This window comes from Dendronalium phyllosphericum CENA369 (assembly GCF_016056275.1).
Taxonomy (GTDB): Bacteria; Cyanobacteriota; Cyanobacteriia; order Cyanobacteriales; family Nostocaceae; genus Dendronalium; species Dendronalium phyllosphericum.
Map to the genome: position 1 here is coordinate 24,748 of NZ_JAECZA010000313.1, position 19,221 is coordinate 43,968.

12 protein-coding genes are annotated in these 19,221 nt (G+C 37.1%); all 12 read right to left on the minus strand.

Annotation, left to right across the window (positions count from 1 at the left end):
* Window positions 1-3 precede the first annotated feature (3 nt).
* A complete protein-coding gene (locus I8752_RS35165; protein ID WP_214436767.1) occupies window positions 4-618 on the minus strand; it encodes a Uma2 family endonuclease in 615 nt (204 codons plus the stop codon).
* A 407-nt stretch (window positions 619-1,025) separates the two neighbouring features.
* Entirely contained in the window at window positions 1,026-3,050 is a 2,025-nt protein-coding gene (locus tag I8752_RS35170; RefSeq protein ID WP_214436768.1) for an ABC transporter ATP-binding protein/permease, read from the minus strand.
* A 50-nt stretch (window positions 3,051-3,100) separates the two neighbouring features.
* Window positions 3,101-4,486, minus strand: a complete 1,386-nt coding sequence (locus I8752_RS35175; RefSeq protein ID WP_214436769.1) for an MFS transporter — start codon at window positions 4,484-4,486, stop codon at window positions 3,101-3,103.
* A 194-nt stretch (window positions 4,487-4,680) separates the two neighbouring features.
* Window positions 4,681-9,234, minus strand: coding sequence for a non-ribosomal peptide synthetase (locus tag I8752_RS35180; RefSeq protein ID WP_214436770.1), 4,554 nt, complete (start codon window positions 9,232-9,234; stop codon window positions 4,681-4,683).
* 67 nt (window positions 9,235-9,301) lie between these two features.
* Window positions 9,302-10,804, minus strand: coding sequence for an MBOAT family O-acyltransferase (locus tag I8752_RS35185; protein WP_214436771.1), 1,503 nt, complete (start codon window positions 10,802-10,804; stop codon window positions 9,302-9,304).
* Window positions 10,805-10,827: 23 nt separating this feature from the next.
* Complete coding sequence (locus I8752_RS35190) at window positions 10,828-11,958, minus strand: SGNH/GDSL hydrolase family protein (RefSeq protein ID WP_214436772.1); 1,131 nt, start codon at window positions 11,956-11,958, stop codon at window positions 10,828-10,830.
* Window positions 11,959-11,964: 6 nt separating this feature from the next.
* On the minus strand, window positions 11,965-12,423 hold the full coding sequence (locus I8752_RS35195) for a GtrA family protein (protein ID WP_214436773.1): 459 nt from the start codon (window positions 12,421-12,423) through the stop codon (window positions 11,965-11,967).
* 64 nt (window positions 12,424-12,487) lie between these two features.
* Window positions 12,488-14,128, minus strand: coding sequence for a glycosyltransferase family 39 protein (locus I8752_RS35200; protein WP_214436774.1), 1,641 nt, complete (start codon window positions 14,126-14,128; stop codon window positions 12,488-12,490).
* A gap of 21 nt (window positions 14,129-14,149) precedes the next feature.
* The gene (locus I8752_RS35205) at window positions 14,150-15,085 is read right to left on the minus strand and encodes an isopenicillin N synthase family dioxygenase (protein ID WP_214436775.1); all 936 of its coding nucleotides are present in this window, start codon (window positions 15,083-15,085) and stop codon (window positions 14,150-14,152) included.
* A gap of 16 nt (window positions 15,086-15,101) precedes the next feature.
* Window positions 15,102-16,904: an ABC transporter substrate-binding protein gene (locus tag I8752_RS35210; protein ID WP_214436776.1), complete on the minus strand. Its 1,803-nt coding sequence runs from the start codon at window positions 16,902-16,904 to the stop codon at window positions 15,102-15,104.
* Between the two features lie 24 nt (window positions 16,905-16,928).
* Window positions 16,929-18,092 (minus strand): aldo/keto reductase, encoded by a 1,164-nt coding sequence (locus I8752_RS35215; protein WP_214436811.1) that lies wholly within the window; start codon window positions 18,090-18,092, stop codon window positions 16,929-16,931.
* A gap of 46 nt (window positions 18,093-18,138) precedes the next feature.
* Window positions 18,139-19,158, minus strand: a complete 1,020-nt coding sequence (locus I8752_RS35220; protein ID WP_214436777.1) for a fatty acid desaturase family protein — start codon at window positions 19,156-19,158, stop codon at window positions 18,139-18,141.
* Between the last annotated feature and the right edge of the window lie 63 nt (window positions 19,159-19,221).

The window sequence follows — 19,221 nt, forward strand, 5'->3', positions numbered from 1 at the left end:
ATATTATTGCGATCGCCCAGCTTGAAAAATCTGTTCGGCAGTCAAATTCAATTCTGGGAAAGTGGGCGATACAATCCGGTCATTAGCCCGAAATAGGTTAACTTGATACTCACCGTCCACTAAATAATAGATGGAAATAGTAGGTTGTTTGGGATTACCTATGTACCTTCTACCACCCAAAGCTAAATAATCAATAATCCAGTATTCAGGAACGCCAAAAGTTTCGTAGTCAACTAGCTTATGTGCGTAATCATCCTTCCAATTAGTACTAACGACTTCAATAACTAAAGGAACAGACGCAGCTTGAGTAACCGTTGAAGACTTTTTCCACATCGGTTCTGCTGCAAGATTATTTTGATTTATGACTATCACATCAGGCGAATAACCTGATTCTTTGTCAGGAACTTTGACCAGTGCTTGCTTGGGGATGAGGTATGGGAGTTTTAATCGTTTGAACTCTACAGTTATTTCACCAGCTAAAAAACCATTAATCTCTTCATGATCCCCTATTGGCTGCATTTCAACGATTACTCTATCGTGTAGTTCATAGCGCCCGCCGTCTGGTTTCCAATTTAGGAATTCTTCAAAAGTTACTGTTTTCGGTAAAGCTTGAAACATCAGACTTACTCCTGACTCTGGTTTAGAGTTTAGCAAATTACTTGGTATCACATCACTTGACCGCAGAGCAGTTTGAATTGATTAGTGGTTTAACACGATTGAATTTTAATGCCTCAAACAAAACTTTCCTCCAATTTATTTCCTACACCCCACACCCCACACCCAAAAGCCTAATAAATACTTTCATACTTTCATACTTTCATACCCATAATTTAATTACCTATCTAATTATTGATTTATTAAAAATGAAATTCTTTCAAGACGAGTTCATCCATTGTACTTACCTATCAATCCTCAACATTGAGTGTAAATCAGCACATTACAACCGTTTGTATATTTATGATTTTGGTCACAGCATTTATTCTTTAGACCAAAATAAATTGTAGTTTTTAGAATCCGAGTAGCTGTTAACCTCTTATCCATTTCAATACATGAGGAGCTTTATCGTAACGGTATGTAAAGCCGTCCTTGGCCGCGATCGATTCTCCTTTGCTTGCCTTACTTCTAATAGTTTTAATAGAATATAAGGTTAATTCAGTCATTTCCTTATGAGAAAGTCCTTCACTTGTAGCTTTCTGAGTCAATGTTGCTGATTGGTTTTGGGATTCATTATTAGGCGAACTGTCTATAGTAATGTGAGTATTTTCATTGGAGTTCTGGATAATTGTTTTTTGATTTCGATAATCTTGAACTGTTAAAAGTTGCCAACTGGAATTTTGTGTGAGTTCTAGAACCCATTGATGATAATCAAATAGACTTTCTCGATGTCCAACACTAATAAACGTTGTTTTCGTTTCTTGTAGTTGTTGATATAAATTTCCTTCATTTGTTAAGTCTAAGGCACTGGTTGCTTCATCTAATATCGTAAACCTTGGATGAGTGACTAAGAGGCGTGCGAAAGCAAGGCGTTGTTGTTCTCCTAGCGATAATATATTCTCCCAAGGAACTTCTGTATCAAAACCTTCAACTCGACTGAGCAAGTTCTGTAAGTTGACTTGTTGCAAGACTTCTTTAAGTTCTGCATCGGTCATTCGACGATTAGTTTTGGGGTAAAGTAACTGTTCGCGCAGAGTTCCCAAGATGATATAAGGACGTTGGGGTAAGAATAAAACTTGTTCTAGGGGAGGTCGCACTAAACGACCAGTTCCCGCATTCCACAAACCAGCGATCGCTCTCAGTAGAGAACTTTTACCTCGACCACTCGGCCCAACAATTAATAAACCTTCTCCTGGTTGAACAGAAAGTGACAAATTTTCAACAATGGTCTGTTCATCGTCAGGTGTTTTTAAAGTGACATTCTCAAAAGCAATATGATTTTCTTCGATTGATTTAATGCTATTTACATTCTCTGGTTGTTTACTAACTGCTGCTAAAGCATTTGAAAATTCAGATAAACGCTCAACGTAACTAGAAAATCGTCCAGAATTGCCAAATTCCCTAATTAATGTTGCCAAGGCGGACGCAAACTGATTACCAGCGATACTGGCTTGGACAACTTCTCCAAAATCAGCTTGACCACTCATATATAAAGGTGCAAGTACCAGATATGGAAAGATTTGGATAGCAGACTTATATGCTCCGTCAAAAAATTCTTGATTTCTTTCCCAATCAATCTTGCGTAAAATATTTTTCAGCAATTGCTCAAATCTGCGTTGAATGATATTCGATTCTTGGTTTTCTCCTTGAAAGAAAGCTATTGATTCAGCGTGATTCCGAAAATGAGTCAGGGCATAACTGTATTCTGCTTTAAGTTCTAGTTCCTCTTGATTGATTTTATTTAATTGTTGACCCAAGTAAAAAGCAATTAAATTGCCTACAATAGTATAGACAACCAAAACGCTAGCTATAAATTGAGAAATTGACCAAAGAATTACTAAAAATGTTGTCATTTCTAGCACTTTTTCTAAAAAAACAGCTGAAAACGAGAGCGCATTGCTAGTCAAAGGTTCAATTTCTTGGGATATTCTTTGATCTGGGTTATCTATATCATCTCTAAAGGTGATTTTATAATAAGCACGATTTTTTAAATATTGTGATAATGTATGATTATTTAACCACTTATACCAATCAAGAGCGATTTTTTTTCTAATAAACTTAGAAAATCCATTTAAGAGTGTCACCCCGATAAGAGCAGCACTATAAACTATTAACGTTTTAATAAAATTAGCATAATCTTTCTCTTCAATGACATCGGTTAAATAGCGAGTAACAAAGCTATTAAAGGCACTTAAACCCACCAGCGCGATGATTAAAATTATCAGGAGAATGAGCATTATCCATATACGTAGTACGTCTGGAAATGCTCTTTTATCGGATTGTGTGGGATACCAGTAAGGGCCAAAGATCGCTTTGAAATTATCCCAAAATTTCTGAGAAGCCGGAGGAACGGCATTATTGATTAAGGAGCGATCGCTAACAGCTTGAGTTTGCATATTCTAAGTTCAATTGCATATATTCTGGATGTAAACTTATTACAAAAAATTCATGCTGAAAGTTTTAAGTCTGGATTTAATGGATGACAAGCCTGAGATGTAACTGCATCGTTAATATTAGGCAGTTCATCTTCCACAAACCTTAAGCGAGGATACAAGTAGGCAATAGAGGTTCCTAAAATGGACAAAACTCCCATCATCATTAGTAAAAGTCCCATTCCACGACCTGAACCAACACCGATGATTTGTCCGATGCTTCCGGCTAAATAACCGTCAGTAGCCATTAAAGGTTCAAAAACTTTCTCGGCTAAAGCCCCAATAGTAATTTGTCCTAGAGGTAAAGCTGCGGCTTCAATTGCTCCTTTGAGTGCAAAAATTCTACCTTGTACGCTAGGTTCTACTTTACTTTGGATCGCAGCTAGCGTGGAACTGGAAATGATTGGTTGTGTCAGGGAGAACAAGAAAATGCTCACAGTGAAGACGATCAGCGAAGGTTGCAATCCAGCGACGAAAAGAAATACACCATTCAACAGCATACACCCGCAAATCGCATATATTTTGCGTTCTAGTCCTCCCCAGATACTCATCAGCAAGCCGCCTGCTAAAAGTGCAATGCCAAATAAGGACATGATTGTTCCCAGAACGCCGACGGAAGCGTAATTTAAGACTAAAGGTATTGTGATGACATTAATTCCTCCTACAAGATAAAAGCTTGACGCAGAGAACAATACCAGTCCTAACAGCCCTGGGCGAGAGGTCAAATATTTAAAGCCGTAAGTTGTTTCATTGACAAATGAACCTCGATCTGTTGCAACATCACTTGTATTGACTTGAGGAAATCTCACTAGCATCAGAGAGACAACAGCAATCAACACATTGGTGATATGAAGCAGAATAATTCCTGGCAATTGCAAAATGCTGAGGAGAAAACCACCTAAAGTTGGGGCAATGATGATGGAAATGCCATACATCAGACTCATCAAACCGTTAGCACGGGTGAGGTACTGTTGCGGTACTAGCAAGACTGTGGATGCTGTGTAAGCAGGTGAGTGAAAAGCCATAAAAACAGCAGTGAAGGTATTGGCGAGATAAATGTGCCAAACTTCTAACCGACCCATGACAAATAAAACACCGATCGCAATTGTTCCCAAACAAGCCAAGAGATCGGCGATAATCATTGTCTTGCGGCGATCCCATTTATCTACCAAAGGCCCGGCAATGGGGGAAATTAAAACGTAAGGTAGAGTATTGAATAGAGAAACCAACGCAAACTGAGTGACTGAACCAGTGCGATTGTAAACCCAGACATCTAAGGCAAAGCCTGTAGTAGTCGTACCAATTATGGCAATCAACTGTCCTACCCAAACAATCAGAAACAGTCGCATTTCTCGCAGCACAGTCAGTCTTGATTTTTCCATTATCTGTATGTTGGACATAATTTTTGTCTTATAGGTATTTTGGATGTTTTAATCACAGAAACTATGAAAAAACTAACCGCATAGACGCGCTAGCGGCTACTCTTACGAGAACGCTTGACGGCGAACCCGCAGGGTAGGACACTAAGAATACAAAGGTAAGAAAGTTTAAAAAGTTTTTGCATAAGTCATAAATAATTAATTGTTATTTATATTCACATAGCACGGTATTGAGAATTAAATAGTAAGGAAAGTTCACTCAAATGGCATTCGGGATTAGTAATTATCAGTTCTAGCAACATCAAAAATTGAGTCACTGCACGGCTAATAGTATTAGCATCAAATAAATCGATTTTGTAACACCATTTCCCTTCCATACTTCCTAATGTTGTTTGTTGCAGATAAATATCCCAATCAAACTCTGCTGTATTAGTAGCAATTGACCAGGGATGAACGGTCAAATTTGTCAGTTTTAAATCTGCTGGCGGCAAGAAGTTAAACATTACTTGATAGAGTAAAGAATGACTGGGTTCTCGTTTTGGCTGTAGTATTTCTACTAACTTCATAAAGGGCATTTGCTGGCGATCGCTGGCGGCTAAAAAGTGTCCCCGCACCTGCTGCAACAACTCACTCAGGCTAGGATCGCCCCCTAAATATGTATGTATTGGTAGGGTGTTAATAAAGCAGCCAATCAATTCTTTGGTTTCTAATTGCTGGCGGTTAGCAAATGGAATACCGACGATAATATCTGTCTGTTTAGTGTAAGAAAATAGAACAATTTTGAAAGCTGTTAGCAAAGTCACAAACAGAGTTACATTGTGCTGTTGGCTCAAATTTTTCAGAGCATTTGTTAAGCTTTTAGGAATGATAAAAGTTTGACTCGCACCTGCAAAAGTTCGGATTGGTAAGCGGGGACGATTAGTAGGTAGCTGTAATAAAAGTGTGCTATTGCTTAGTTGCTGCTTCCAGTAATCAAGCTCAGATACAAAAGCTGGACGAGCAACCCACTGCTGTTGCCAATGGGCAAAGTCAGCATATTGAATGGGTAAATCGGCAAGTGGTGAAGGCTGACCGTGAGAAAATGCTGCGTATAATTTTGTGAGTTCTTGTAAAAATACACTTACAGACCAACCATCAAAAACTAGATGATGGATAGTGACTATTAGTAAATGCTCGGCATCCGAAAGCCGTAGTAGTTTGATACGTAATAAAGGCTCTTTTTCTAAATCGAAAGGCTGGTTTTTTTCCTCATTCACAAATTTTTGTGCCAAAGCCTTGCGTTCGGTTTTAGATTTAGCCAGTTTTCGCAAGTCTACAACTGAAAATGGCAATACTGGCTGTTGGGCTATTTTCTGAATTACTTGCTTATCTGCAACTTCAAAAGTAGTTCGCAAGACTTCATGACGGCGGACAATTTCTACCAGGCTTTGGGTCAAGGCTGTGACGTTGAGTAAACCTGTCAAGCGATAAGCTAAAGGAATGTTATAAACGGGAATGCCTGGATTTAATTGTGTTAATATCCAAAACTCCAGCTGAGTCAAGGAAATTGGCAACTCTTTTATTTTCCGGGGTAGTGGTTTGAAAGATAAAGTTGTGAGTCCCAAATCATGCTGGCGGTATTCTAAAATCTGTTGCTCTAACTCAACTATCGTTGGGTAATTAAACAAACAGCTGATGGGTAACTCTACTTTGAAGGTTTCGCGCAACCGCGCAATAACTTGCATTGCGGATAGGGAATGACCTCCTAAAGCAAAGAAGTTGTCGTGAATCCCCACTTGTTCTAGTCCTAAAACATCGCTCCAAATTCCTGCTAAAACTTCTTCAGTTGCAGTACGAGGTGGGGTTAAGTCTGTAGAAACATTACGCGTTTCTCTATTTGCAGGTGCAGGTAAAGCGCGACGTTCTATTTTGCCATTGGGGGTAAAAGGTAAAGCATCCAGCAACTTGACAAAAGCAGCAGGAAGCATATATTCAGGTAGCTTTTGTTTGAGGTAACAAAGCAGTTCGCTGGTGTCTAAGTGCTGGTGTTTGGGGACAATGTAGGCGACTAAACGCTTGTTTCCTGGTTGGTCTTCTCTGGGGATGACTACTGCTTCTTTGACTTGGGGGTGTGCAGCCAGTACGGTTTCAATTTCTCCTAGTTCAATGCGAAAGCCGCGCACCTTCACTTGATTGTCAATACGTCCCAGAAATTCAATGTTACCATCGCTGAGATATCGGGCGCGATCGCCTGTTTTGTATAAACGCCTCCCATCTTTCTCAATGAATTTTTCCGCAGTTAATTTTGGCGAATTAATATAACTTCTCGCGATCGCTACACCACCGATATACAATTCTCCAGCAATGCCAATTGGTAATGGTTGCAGATGGCAATCAAGGATGTAGATTTGCGTATTGGCGATCGCTCGACCAATAGGCGGCAGTTGCGGCCAATTGCTGACAGAATCTTGTAAGGTAAAACTTGTTACTACATGACTCTCCGTTGGGCCATACTGATTTTGCAGCGTACAATCAGGAAGTTGCTCAAAAAACTTGACTAAATCGGGAGTAATTTGTAACTGTTCTCCGGCTGCGATAATTTGACGCAAAGATGCGGGATAGGTTTGAGCAATAGCCGCAGCATGAGCTAACTGCTGAAGGGCGACAAAGGGTAGAAACAGTCTTTCTATGTTTTCCTGGGTAATTAACTGTAATAATGCAAACCCATCTTTCTGTATTTCTGCTGTAATTAATACTAATGTGCCGCCGCTACACAAAGTAGAAAAGATTTCTTGAAAAGAGACATCAAAACTGATAGAAGCAAATTGCAGAGTTTTGGCAAAATTAACAGCACTTTCTTGGATTTGCCAATGTAAAAGGTTCGCTAGAGAACGGTGACTCATGGCGACACCTTTAGGTTTACCAGTTGAGCCGGAAGTATGCATCACATAAGCTAAGTTATCTGGTGTAACTTCACTAACAGGATTTTCTTTGCTGTTGTGACAGAAAATCTCTAATTTATCTAAGCAAACAACTGTTAATGATGGCTGAGATAAGCTAATTGATGAGTCTGTGAGCAAAACCGAGGCTTGAGAATCGCTCAAAATATAACTCAAGCGTTCTTGGGGCGATCGCGAATCTAAAGGTACGTAAGCACCGCCAGCTTTGAGGATTGCCAAAATTCCGACTACCATCGCTAAAGAACGCTCAATGCAAATCCCCACATGCACTTCTGGTTTTACTCCCAGGTTTTGGAGATGGTGCGCTAACTGGTTAGCCTGACAATTTAACTCCTGGTAAGTCAGTTGTTGAGATTGGAAAGAAACTGCGATCGCATTTGGTGTGCGTTCCACCTGTTCTGCAAACAACTGAGCAATACATTTTTGGGGATAATCTTTTTTAGTATCATTCCATACTAAGATTTGCTGCTGTTCGGCAGCCGTAAGCATAGATATTTCTGATACTGTCTGCTCAATGTTAGTAACCATACCCTCTAACAAAGTCACCAGATGACCCATCATGCGGGTAATCGTTTCCTCATCAAAGCGACTACTATCATAAATAATACGGAGAGATAATTCTTGTCCGGGTACAGCAATAACTGTCAGGGGATAATTAGTTTGTTCAATAACTCGCCGTTTGGTAATTTGGATGCTTGCACCGGGAATTGAGATAGATGGATATTGTGGGTAATTCTCAAACACCACAATACTTTCAAACAAAGGTAAATCTTGGGGAATGTCACTAAGAGCCTGAATATCTACTAACGGACACCAAGAATATTGCGATCGCTCTACTTGTTGCGTCTGCAATTCCCTCAGCCATTGCCATAAAGGTGTTGCTGTGGGTACTTTCACCCTGACTGGTAGGGTATTAATGAATAATCCCACCATAGATTCCACTCCCGATAAAGTGGGAGGACGACCGGATACAGTTGCACCAAATACCAGTTCCGACTCATCGGTGTAGCGACTGAGTAAAGTTGCCCAAGCAGCTTGAATAAAAGTGGAAACTGTCAGATGATACTGCTGTGCTTGGGACTGTAAAGCCGCAGTTATTGTTGATGATAAACTACACTGGTGTTCGCGATAAGTTTTCGGTTGAGGAGAATCTTGCACCTCACTCTGATTTAGTAACAACCGAGTAGGACTAGTGAAGCCTTGAAGCTGTTGTTGCCAAAATTTTTCTGCGGCTTTTAAATCTTGTTGCTGTAACCAATTAATATAATTTCGATAAGGACGGGGAGTATTTAAATATAAATATTCGCCTTTAATTAAGGCATGATAAAAAGCAAAAATTTCTTTGCAGAGAATTGGCAAACTCCAGCCATCAATTAGTAGGTGATGAAAACTCCAAATAAATTCGTAAATATCATCAGCAACTCTAATTAAAGTAAAGCGCATCAGAGGAGCTTTATCAACGATAAAACATTGAATTCTATCTGCTTGTAAAACCGCTTCTAGATGCTTTTTTTGTGTTTTTGCAGAGAAGGAACGCCAATCATCGATTTGCCAAGGTAAATCTACTTGTTTACATACTACTTGGAGAGGCTTTTCTTGCTTTTCCCAAACAACTAGGGTACGCAAAACTGGGTGACGCTTGACTACTCGCGCACAGGCTTGCTGAAACAATTCAATATCTAAATTTCCAGATAGTGTGAGACAAAATTGCTCAAAATATACTCCTGATTCTGGCTCGTGTAAAGTATGAAAAAGCATACCCTGTTGCGTAGGTGAAAGAGGATATATAGATTCAATATTATTATTTTTAATTAGTTGCAGTTTGCTCATAATTCGTCATTAAGAAACTACCTATCTTTACTCTTTCTCTAAGATTTTTCAATTGGCTTATCGCTCGCTAAAATTGAAAGTAAACAAAAGGTTGAGGGTTGATTGCTGCCAGCCGAAATAAGCCTGAAACCAACACCCCAAAAACAATAGCAAAACTCCAGCTAGGAATTTTCCGCCACCATTGGGTAAACCAACCCTTATAAGCTGCCCAGTGGAGGATAGTTAAAGGTACAAAAATCCAGGCAATTTGGAGATTTAAGTTTTGAGAACCAAGGGAAGTGAAGAATAAAAAGGATTTTTCTATTTTGAGCGCAGTTATGAGATCCCGACTGCCAAAAAATGGAGCCAAGGCAGAAAAACAATAAAATGTCAGGGGAATACCTAGTAGATTTCGTAGTGGTAATAATGCTTTATAGCGAGCAACCCAAGATGACCATTGCTTTTGAAGCACTAAAATGATTCCATGTAATCCACCCCAAAAGACAAAATGCCAAGCTGCGCCATGCCAAAATCCTGATAAAAGCATCAAAATGAGGAGATTTCTGTATTTAAAGAGTTCTGTACGTTCAGCTTTTGGTCGCCTTCTCATTAAAGGAACATAGACATAATCGCGCAACCAACTGTAGAGGGTAATGTGCCAACGTTGCCAGAAGTCAGTCATATTGCTGGCAAAGAAGGGAAAATTAAAGTTCAGAGGTAGTTTGTAGCCTAGTAACCCAGCAGAAGCGATCGCCATATCCGAATAGCCAGAAAAGTCGCAGTATACTTGGATAACAAAAGAAATAACAGCAATCCAACAACTCACGAAAGTATAATTTTCTGGATTTGAGAAATACTGTTCGACTAAAGGAGAAAGATTATCAGAAATACAGGCTTTCTTAAAATATCCCACAAGAAACAGCATGAATGCTCCCCGAAAATCCACATCGCTTAAATTTTTTGGGGTTAGCAGTTGAGGTAAAAAAGTAGATGCTCGGACAATTGGCCCGGCAACCAATTGCGGAAAAAACGTGACAAATAGAGAAAAATCCCAAAAATTTCTTACAGGTTTGAGTTTACCTAGATAAATATCCAGGGAATAACTCAGAGTTTGAAAGGTGTAAAAACTAATCCCTGCTGGCAGAATAATATTTAGAGTGTTAAAGCTGATAGGTAAACCTAAAAAAGCTAATAAGTTAGCAGCAGAATCGGTGAAGAAGTTATAGTATTTAAAAAATCCTAATATTCCTAAATTTGCGACTAAACTCAGTATTAACCATGCTTTGCGTTGCTGTGGAGTCTGTGGCTTATTTAATAAAGCATTCCAATCCAAAAAACTTGAATTTTCTGCTTTTTGTAATACCTCCGTCTTGGTAACTTCAATTTGTGATCTAGAGAGCATTAAACCAACAAAGTAATCAATGACTGTCGATAGCAACAGTAAAAACAGGAAACGCCAATCCCAAGCACTATAGAAGATATAACTACAGACGAGCAGCCACCATTTACGATGATTGTGTTTCTGTAAAGCCCAATAAACGCAGAACACAACCAAAAAGAAAAATACAAACCGAAACTCTGTGAATATCATATTGATTTACATTTAAATAGTGCTTATTTAATAGAACTTACTAGTTTTTCTTCTGAATTATTTAAATGTTGTTTAAATTCTGATGCCAGTAACAGAGTAAATTCTTGTGCACCTTGATGATTAAGGTGTGCGCTATCAATCCTGCGATTCACCTCATATAAATTAGTGAATTTATTGGGAACATTAAAATTAAATAATGTCTCGATATATCCTGATTTGTATGCTTTGTAAAGTGCGGAGAAATTGGAATCAATTTCTAAAAGTGGTGGAATAAAAAATATAGCTTCAACTTTGTTATTATTTTGCCGAAATTGTTTAATCTTAGCAGTAATGTTTCTCATCATTTGCACTCCATATATTGTGGATGAAGTGTTAAATTCACTATCTGAATCTGCTAATTTTAGTTGTTCTTTTTTGAGATTTTTGAGATAAGTATTTAAACCATTAGCGCGGAATAAAGTCTGCCATTTTTCAGCTTTTTGCTGCCAATCTATAGCGTAATATCCAGACTCTTGTAAGAGTTTATCTTCAGAAACTTTGGCTAAGGGGTCTGGATTTGATAAATCAATATTTAATATTTTTTCTTGCCATAAATTAGCAAACTGACCTAGACCTAACCAACGGTAGATAAAGCTTTGAAAGTTAGCAGATAGATATGAAACTTTAACTGGCCAGCTATCAATTGACGATTCCAAAATTAATTTGAAATTTTCTAAAGTTTTACCAGGAGTATGCCAGTATATTTCTTGAGCAGAAGTAGCACCATAGTTTGTGAATAAGTCAACGGAACAATCAAGAAATATCCATTTTAAGTTAGCTGGCTTTAACTCCAAAATTTTTTGTAAATAAAAGTCAATTTCTGCAACGTTTGCACCTGATATCCCAAAATTAAAAGATTTTACATTCTTACCCTCTGTTGTCATGTATTCATCAAATAATTTTGGAACTACACCAAAGTAAGTAGTGCTTGGCCCTAGAAAAATAGCATTGTAATCATCTTTATGTTCAGTGAAATATTGCCACTTAACACTAATTTCTCCAAGATTTTGGATAGTTTTAGAATAGGGTAAAATTATATTTAAGAAGCCAGAAGATAAAATTATAGTTAGTATAAAAACTAAACTGTAACCAAACATTACTAATTGTTTTAACATAGTTTTTTAGATATCTACAACTACATCTACTGTCTTATTTGTTAATTGCCAGTTTATCTTCAGGTTGAGCCAGAAATTCCAAAGTGTCACACAAGCTATCGCTATCAATTTAGCTATGTATTCATTCACTTGAAATTTATAAAATAGCAAACTTACAATTAAGCTATTTAAAATAAGACCAACTAAACAAATCAGATTAAATTTAACAAATCGCTGCAATTTTTGACTAATATTTGGCTGCAAAGATACATCATTAAACGTCCATAAATCATTCCAGATAAAATTATTAATAATTGCAATTTCCGTTGAAAGCATAGCACTAATAGTTAACGCTAAACCCAATGAACTATGCAAGAAATAGAACATCCCTAAGTCTACAAATACGCCACTCAAACCAACTATAGCAAAGCGAGTAAACCGACTAAAAACTGCTGAGTAGGTAGATAATGAAGCTTGTGACTTCATAATATTTGTATTAAAATAGTTAAGATATTGCTTCATTTTTTTATCGAGATTGCAACATTGTTATTCAAGTTTTCAGATTTTTATCGAGTTGCCAAAAGCCTTCCAGGGAATACACTAGTTTCAGAGAGTTAGCTTTATCCTGCTGAAGTTGAGAGGCTAAACTATTTTCTAGATCGTCAAAGAAGAAAATTGTTTTGTCATTTTGAGCCATCATTGGTAATTGATTATTGTGTACGATCAGTAAGGGAGTTTTTGGTTCTAAATTATGACTTAAGGTGAGTATAACTCCCAAATTATAATCATTTTTGTCACTGAGCAATAAAATACTATTAGACTGATTAATAAGTTGACTAATTGCTAGTAAATTCTTGCCGCCTATTTGTGCCCACCACGCTTCAGCCTGAAAAAATCTAACATCAGAAACTAGTCCAGAGGTGAGTAATCCCACCAATATGAATTGCCAAAGAGTTTTTTGCCAGTTCTTTGCCCAGACAAGATGCCAAGTTAAAATATAGATTACAGAAATTTGGATGCTGAGGTATAACGGTAACTGATAGCGAAAATGAATAGAGCGAATACCGCCAAAAATTATGTCGTAGAATAGCAATGTTAAACCGGGGAATCCTCCTAATAAAGCAATAAATAAACTAGTTTTATTTAATAAATATTTATTTAAAAAAACAATAATATAGATAATTAAGGTTAAACTGAATATTATTGTAGAAATAATATAAACCAAAGGACTTTCTGAAGTTAAGTTATTAACCCAAGCATTATCAGAAGCTAAATTAAAATCAAAAAATATTCTACTAATCCGACTGAGCCAAATACCAATTAAGTCAAAAATAGTATCTGTTTTAAATGTTATCCATGACAAAAGATTTGTGGCAGTATGAACCTGGGTAATGAGTACAATGAGCCAGGGTAAAAACATTAAGCCAGCCGCAATAGAACTCAGTAGATAATTACCCAGGATTTTGTTGAAACGAAACTTTTGCCTAATAACTACATAAATGCCATGAGGGATCGCTACCATTACTGTTAATAAATGGGTGTACAATCCTAAAGCTAGAGTAAGAGCATACACAACCCAACTCAAGCGACTTTCTCGGCGTATAGCTCGCAATAAAGCAGCACTTGATACTAGAATTGTTACCATCCACAAACCGTATTCTCGTGCATCTTGAGCAAAGAAAACCTGCAAGGGAGAAACTGCCATCACAGCCATTCCTACCCACCCAACAAGTGGTGACTCAAACAACTCTAAACACAGCCAATACATACTAGGAAATACCAACAAACTAATTACTGCTGATAAACTCCTGACTCCTGCTGGTAAATCTCCAAAGACCTGCGCCCATAATCTCACCATCACATAATATAAAGGTGGATGTTGTGGATCTGAAGTTATTAAGTAGCGCACTGTATCAACTACATATTTATCGGAATTAATGTGTTGATATCTGTCTAGGTTATTAACAAGAATTAAACCTTTATTAGTGTCCCAATTGTTAAAAACCTCTTGCTTGACCTCAGCTAGAGTATGACCAGATATTGCTAGCGATGTAGCAGATTCATCGTACCAATAAACTTTTTGTCCCAAATGACTAAAGCGAAAGAAAATACCTACACCAATTAGGCTAATTACCAAAAGTTTTAACCAAGTTGGCGGATTTGACTTTGTTAGCAATTGTATTTTGTCCATGTATTGCATCTAAATTATTAGCTATCCTTTTGGTTGCTTGAAATATTCCTGCGCCAGAATTGGTGGATACTTAGGAACTTCATCTTTATCTAAGCAAGTGGGAATGGTGTTAATTGAAGCATCGTGATTAGGACTGGTAAAAAAGGCACATGAGTACCTTTGTTTAGCACTGTGAGATTTAGTTGGAACTATGACTCGATGAGGTGTAGCGCGAAACTTATCGTTTGTCCATCGCTGCAATAAATCTCCAATCAATACTATAATTGCGCCGGGAATGAAGGGCGCGACAACCCATTCTCCAGCATTTGTATGTATTTCTAAACCTTCAGAATCTTGAAATAAAAATGTGAGCGTACCTATGTCTGTATGTTCTGCTAGATAAACTTTGCCTTTTTCTGGAGGCTGATAGATAGATGGGTAATGATGCAAAACTATCCCATGGTTTTGATGTGAATAGAAATTTGTAAAATAATCTTCGGGAATGTTCAAAGAAATAGCTAAAGCTTGGAATACTTTCAAAGTCCTTTCATGACAACTATTGAAAAGTTCCAGCATCACTTCACGAAACTGAAGTGGATTTTTTGGCCATTTATTTGGTTCAAAAAAAGGATCTTCAATATCTCCAACTTCATCAGGATAAATTTCTTTGCCAAAATGAAACCCTTCCGTCATTGCTTCATTGCCGCTGTGTTGGTCGTCGCTCTTTTTGAAATTATGATATCCGCGAAGATTGCGGTCTGGAAAGAAAGATGCTTGTTCTTTTTCTGCTTCTGGTAGTTTAAAAAAGGACTCAGATTGTGAAAATAATTGAGAAATTAGATTTTGAGAAATCCCAGAATTTTTGAGATAGAAACATCCGACTTCATGAAGAGCGAGAGAAATTTGTGAAGCTACAGCTTCTTTGGCAACTTTGTCGCCAGTCAGAAAAGGATTGAAGTCAATGATAGGTATTTGCATTTTAAAGATATCTTTTTTAGTTAGTTTGAATTAGTTTTAGGTCGTAAGGGTTCCAAAATGTTCCTGTAAGGGCAGAGTGTTCAATACCTTGAATCCGATTTCGGACTGCCACCATTGATAAAGGGTTGACTAAATAAATAAATGGTAGATACTCTTGAGTAATGCGTTGAGTTTCTGCATAGATAGCCTTGCGCTTTGCTTCATCTAATTCTGAGGCCGCTTGCATATATAAATCACCAACTTTTCGTTCCCAGCTTGCTATTTCTCGCCCAGTTATTGGCGTTTGTCCTGGTGGGGATGGTGGATTAAAAAAGTGCAAACCAGCATCAGTAAGCCAAACATTAGCCCAATCATTGGGTTCTTGACCGACTGCTACTTCAAGTAATTGGCATTCCCAATCAAAAGTTTGAGTCAATTTGTTAATGAAAATGTTAGTAGCTACAGGATTAAAATCAATAGTTATGCCAAGGTTAAGTAAATTTTCTTTGATGATTACTCCCATTGCCTGCAAGATATTATTACTAGCATTTGTTGTGAGAGTAAAGCGAACAAGATTTCCTTGGTTATCTAATAAGTGACCTTGATTGTTATATTTAAAGCCTACTTTTAAGAGTAGGTCTTTGGCTTTTTGGAGATTGTATTCATATAATTTTAAACCTGCTTTAATAGATAAATAATATTTGCTCTGTACTGCGATAGGTGAATTTTGTAGCTGCCCCAATCCCCTATAGATATTATTGAGTATTTGTTGGCGATTAATTGCATAAGCGATCGCTTGTCTAAATTCGACTTTATTGAACCACTGAGACTTGATTGGATCGACCAATAATTTACTATTTCTACTACCTTTATTGAGATTAAAAGTAATAGCACTTGAGCCGATAAAAAGACCGCCATTATAAATAGTAAACTTTCCTTTCCCTTCTTCATGTTTTAATAAAGAAAAATAATTAGTATTAACGTTGATATAATCCAATCCTCTAGAACGGAATTGAACTAAGGCAGTATCTTGATTAGGAATAATTTGGGCAATGACACGTTCTATATAAGGTTGTGAATTGCCTTGATTATCTTTACGCCAGTAATAAGGATTTTTCCGAAAAGTTATTCGCTGGCTAGGAGTATAAGATTCTATTATATAAGGGCCATTGACGATAATATTTTTTGGTGGAGTATCAGTTCCCCAAGTAGATAAAAATTTCGGTCTACCTTCGGTGTCTTTTTGTTTAACACTTTCTCGAAATACATGCGCTGGTAAAATTTCTAGTTTTGTCGCCCGAATAAATGGCGCAAATGGTTCAGGTAATGTAAATTCAACGCGCAAATCATCTAATTTACGTACTTTGGGAAATGTACGGTTTTTCCCAATTAGGAAGAAGTCTTTAGCATAAGTAGGAATGAGTGGATTGGCATAAATTTCATTGTAAGTAAAAACCACATCTTCCGCAGTTAGTGACTTACCATCTGACCATTTTAGACCTTTGCGGAGGGTGAATATTACTTGTGTTTTATCTGGTGAGGTTTGCCAAGATTCAGCTAGACAAGGTTCAATTTCTCCATGGCCATTTTCTTTAACTAGACCCTCATAATTAAATAGTAAAGTATAAGCTGATTCGAGTATTAAAGCTGGATTAAAAGTCGTGGGTTCATTTGGTACAGAAACAATAATTTGAGATATTGGTTTTGCTTGGGTTGTTAAGTTAATTTGGTTAGAAATAATTATCGCGATCGCAGTTACCAAAGTGAGAACAATTACTAGCCAACGATGACGTATTAAATTATATTTTTTATTGTTTTTTAATAACTTAAAATACGACATCTACAACTACTCCGTTATTTATCTTTAACTAGGTTGAAATAACAACCTATGGGCATCTTGTAATAAAGCTGGTATCTTGTCAGCATGGGGACTATGACACAAACAGTTACTCAAATCAAATTCTTTAACTCGTTCTGCTGTCTTACCTGGAAACCAAGGATCGGCATTATTTAAATGGTTGTAACGTCTTGTAGCATATTCCCACATATCAAACGCGATCGCTAAATTTCGCAACCATAAAATAACTGGAATATTAATCTCACCAGGAGTTTGACTATAGTCGGGTAAACCAATATGCCAGGTACTATACCAGTCTTTTCCAAGAGAGGCGATCGTGGCTGTTTCTAACCGAGTTAAAATTGGCAATAAAATTTCATCAGCTTTATCTAAAAGTTCTATCACCTGCAAATGTTCATCAAAATCTGATGGTTTCGATGCACCTAAACTTAAAGTATGTACTTGCGGATGACTTAAACAAAACAAATCGTTAAACGCCATCGGGCTGAGAGGATAACATAAGTCCAATAACTTTTGTGGCGGCTTATAAAGCATTCCACCTTTATCAGATGGACTAATAATAAATACTCCCATATCGTGACGCGTGGCGGCTTCAATAGCAGGCCAATTAAATTGATTAATGTAGTACCAATGTAAATTTACATAATCAAATTGATTGGTTTTAATAGTTTTAATAATTAAATCCGTTGGCGCGTGGGTAGAAAAGCCAATAAACTTTACCTTACCCTGCGCTTGTAATTGTCGTGCTACATCAAGGCAACCATTAGGACGAATGGTATCGGCAAACTGTGGCTCATAATTAATACCATGTATCGTTAATAAATCAATGTAATCTAGCTTTAATAAAGCTAAAGATTTCTCAAACAAACTGCGGAATTTTTCAGAGTCAGATGTTGGGCAAACCTTAGTCTGGACAATAATTTTTTCTCTAGGCAACTTCGATAAAATAGCACCTAATTGCATTTCCGAAGTTCCATAAATGCGGGCAGTTTCGATGTGATTAATGCCAACCTCTAAAGCACGATAAATAGTAGCTTCTAGATTCTTTTGATTTTCCTCTGGAATTTGTTCTTGAGCAAGCTCTTTATCTTCAGTATAGGCGTAGCGCATTCCTCCACAGGAAAAAACGGGTATTGGCAATTCTGTACGCCCAAATCTACGATATTGCATCATAAAATGTGTTTTGATTAGAGAAGCTCTAAGCATACAACTATATCTACTGACTTTTTGCCGCAATCAAACCCCGCATTACTTTGAGATGGAACATCAAGTATGATTTTTCCACATAATTGAGGCGATGTTTAACTAACTCATGAATATTGGGATAGTTATGCTCTGGCATACTTGGGTAAAGATGATGCTCTACATGGTAATTATTATTAAAGTAATAAAACCTCACTATAGAGTTAGAAAGCATTGTTCTTGTATTATTCCATTCGTTGTGATTTAAGCCAGACTCACAGCCATAGTGATCTGTAATAGTTAATATGAAGCCGAATGGAGCAGCAAAAGTTAATAATGGTATCCAGTAACCACAAAAAAGCACCCAAGGATAAATTACTGTTAATCCTGCCATTACTACAACCCAACCCAATAACAACCAATTATTTTGTAAAACTACTTGGCGTTGTTCTGGGGTTTTAAAATAGTTCACATAAAACTTAATTGCTACGTCCGATTCTTCTTGCTGAGGATCGATCGAAGAGTTTATATACAATCCTTTGGTTGCTATCCACCAATTCTTCCATGTCGCGAGTGGATAAAAATATGTCAAAGCAATAAAATAAGTTTTGATATCGGGAAATGTCTGCCAACCTGAGGTATCTCCTACGATGATGCCTTTATTTCTTGTTTCTTGATGATGTCCTAAATGAATATATTTGTGAAAATAAAAGTTCATCAATAATACTAATGACAAGAAAGTTCCCACAAATCGGTTAGCATTTTTTGACCTATACAAACTAGTGTGAGAACAATAATGTATTGCCGCAAAAATGCAGACAAATAAAAATCCTTGCACAAACCAAATTAATAACCACACTGCCCAGTTATTCAACCAAAAACCAAGAGATGAGAGGGTTAAATATGTACCAATAACAACAAACGTTTGAATAATCGGTCTAAACTTTGGGATTTCGTGCAATATACGTAATTCTTCGTTAGATAGTTGAGTCACTTCTTTAATACTAGGTGCTATGTTTTCTTCAAATTCTTGATTATTAGCTGTAAGTTCCATATTGTTTACCTTTACATTGACAAGTTAAATTTGTTAGCAGAATCTAAGTATTAGATTTAAATT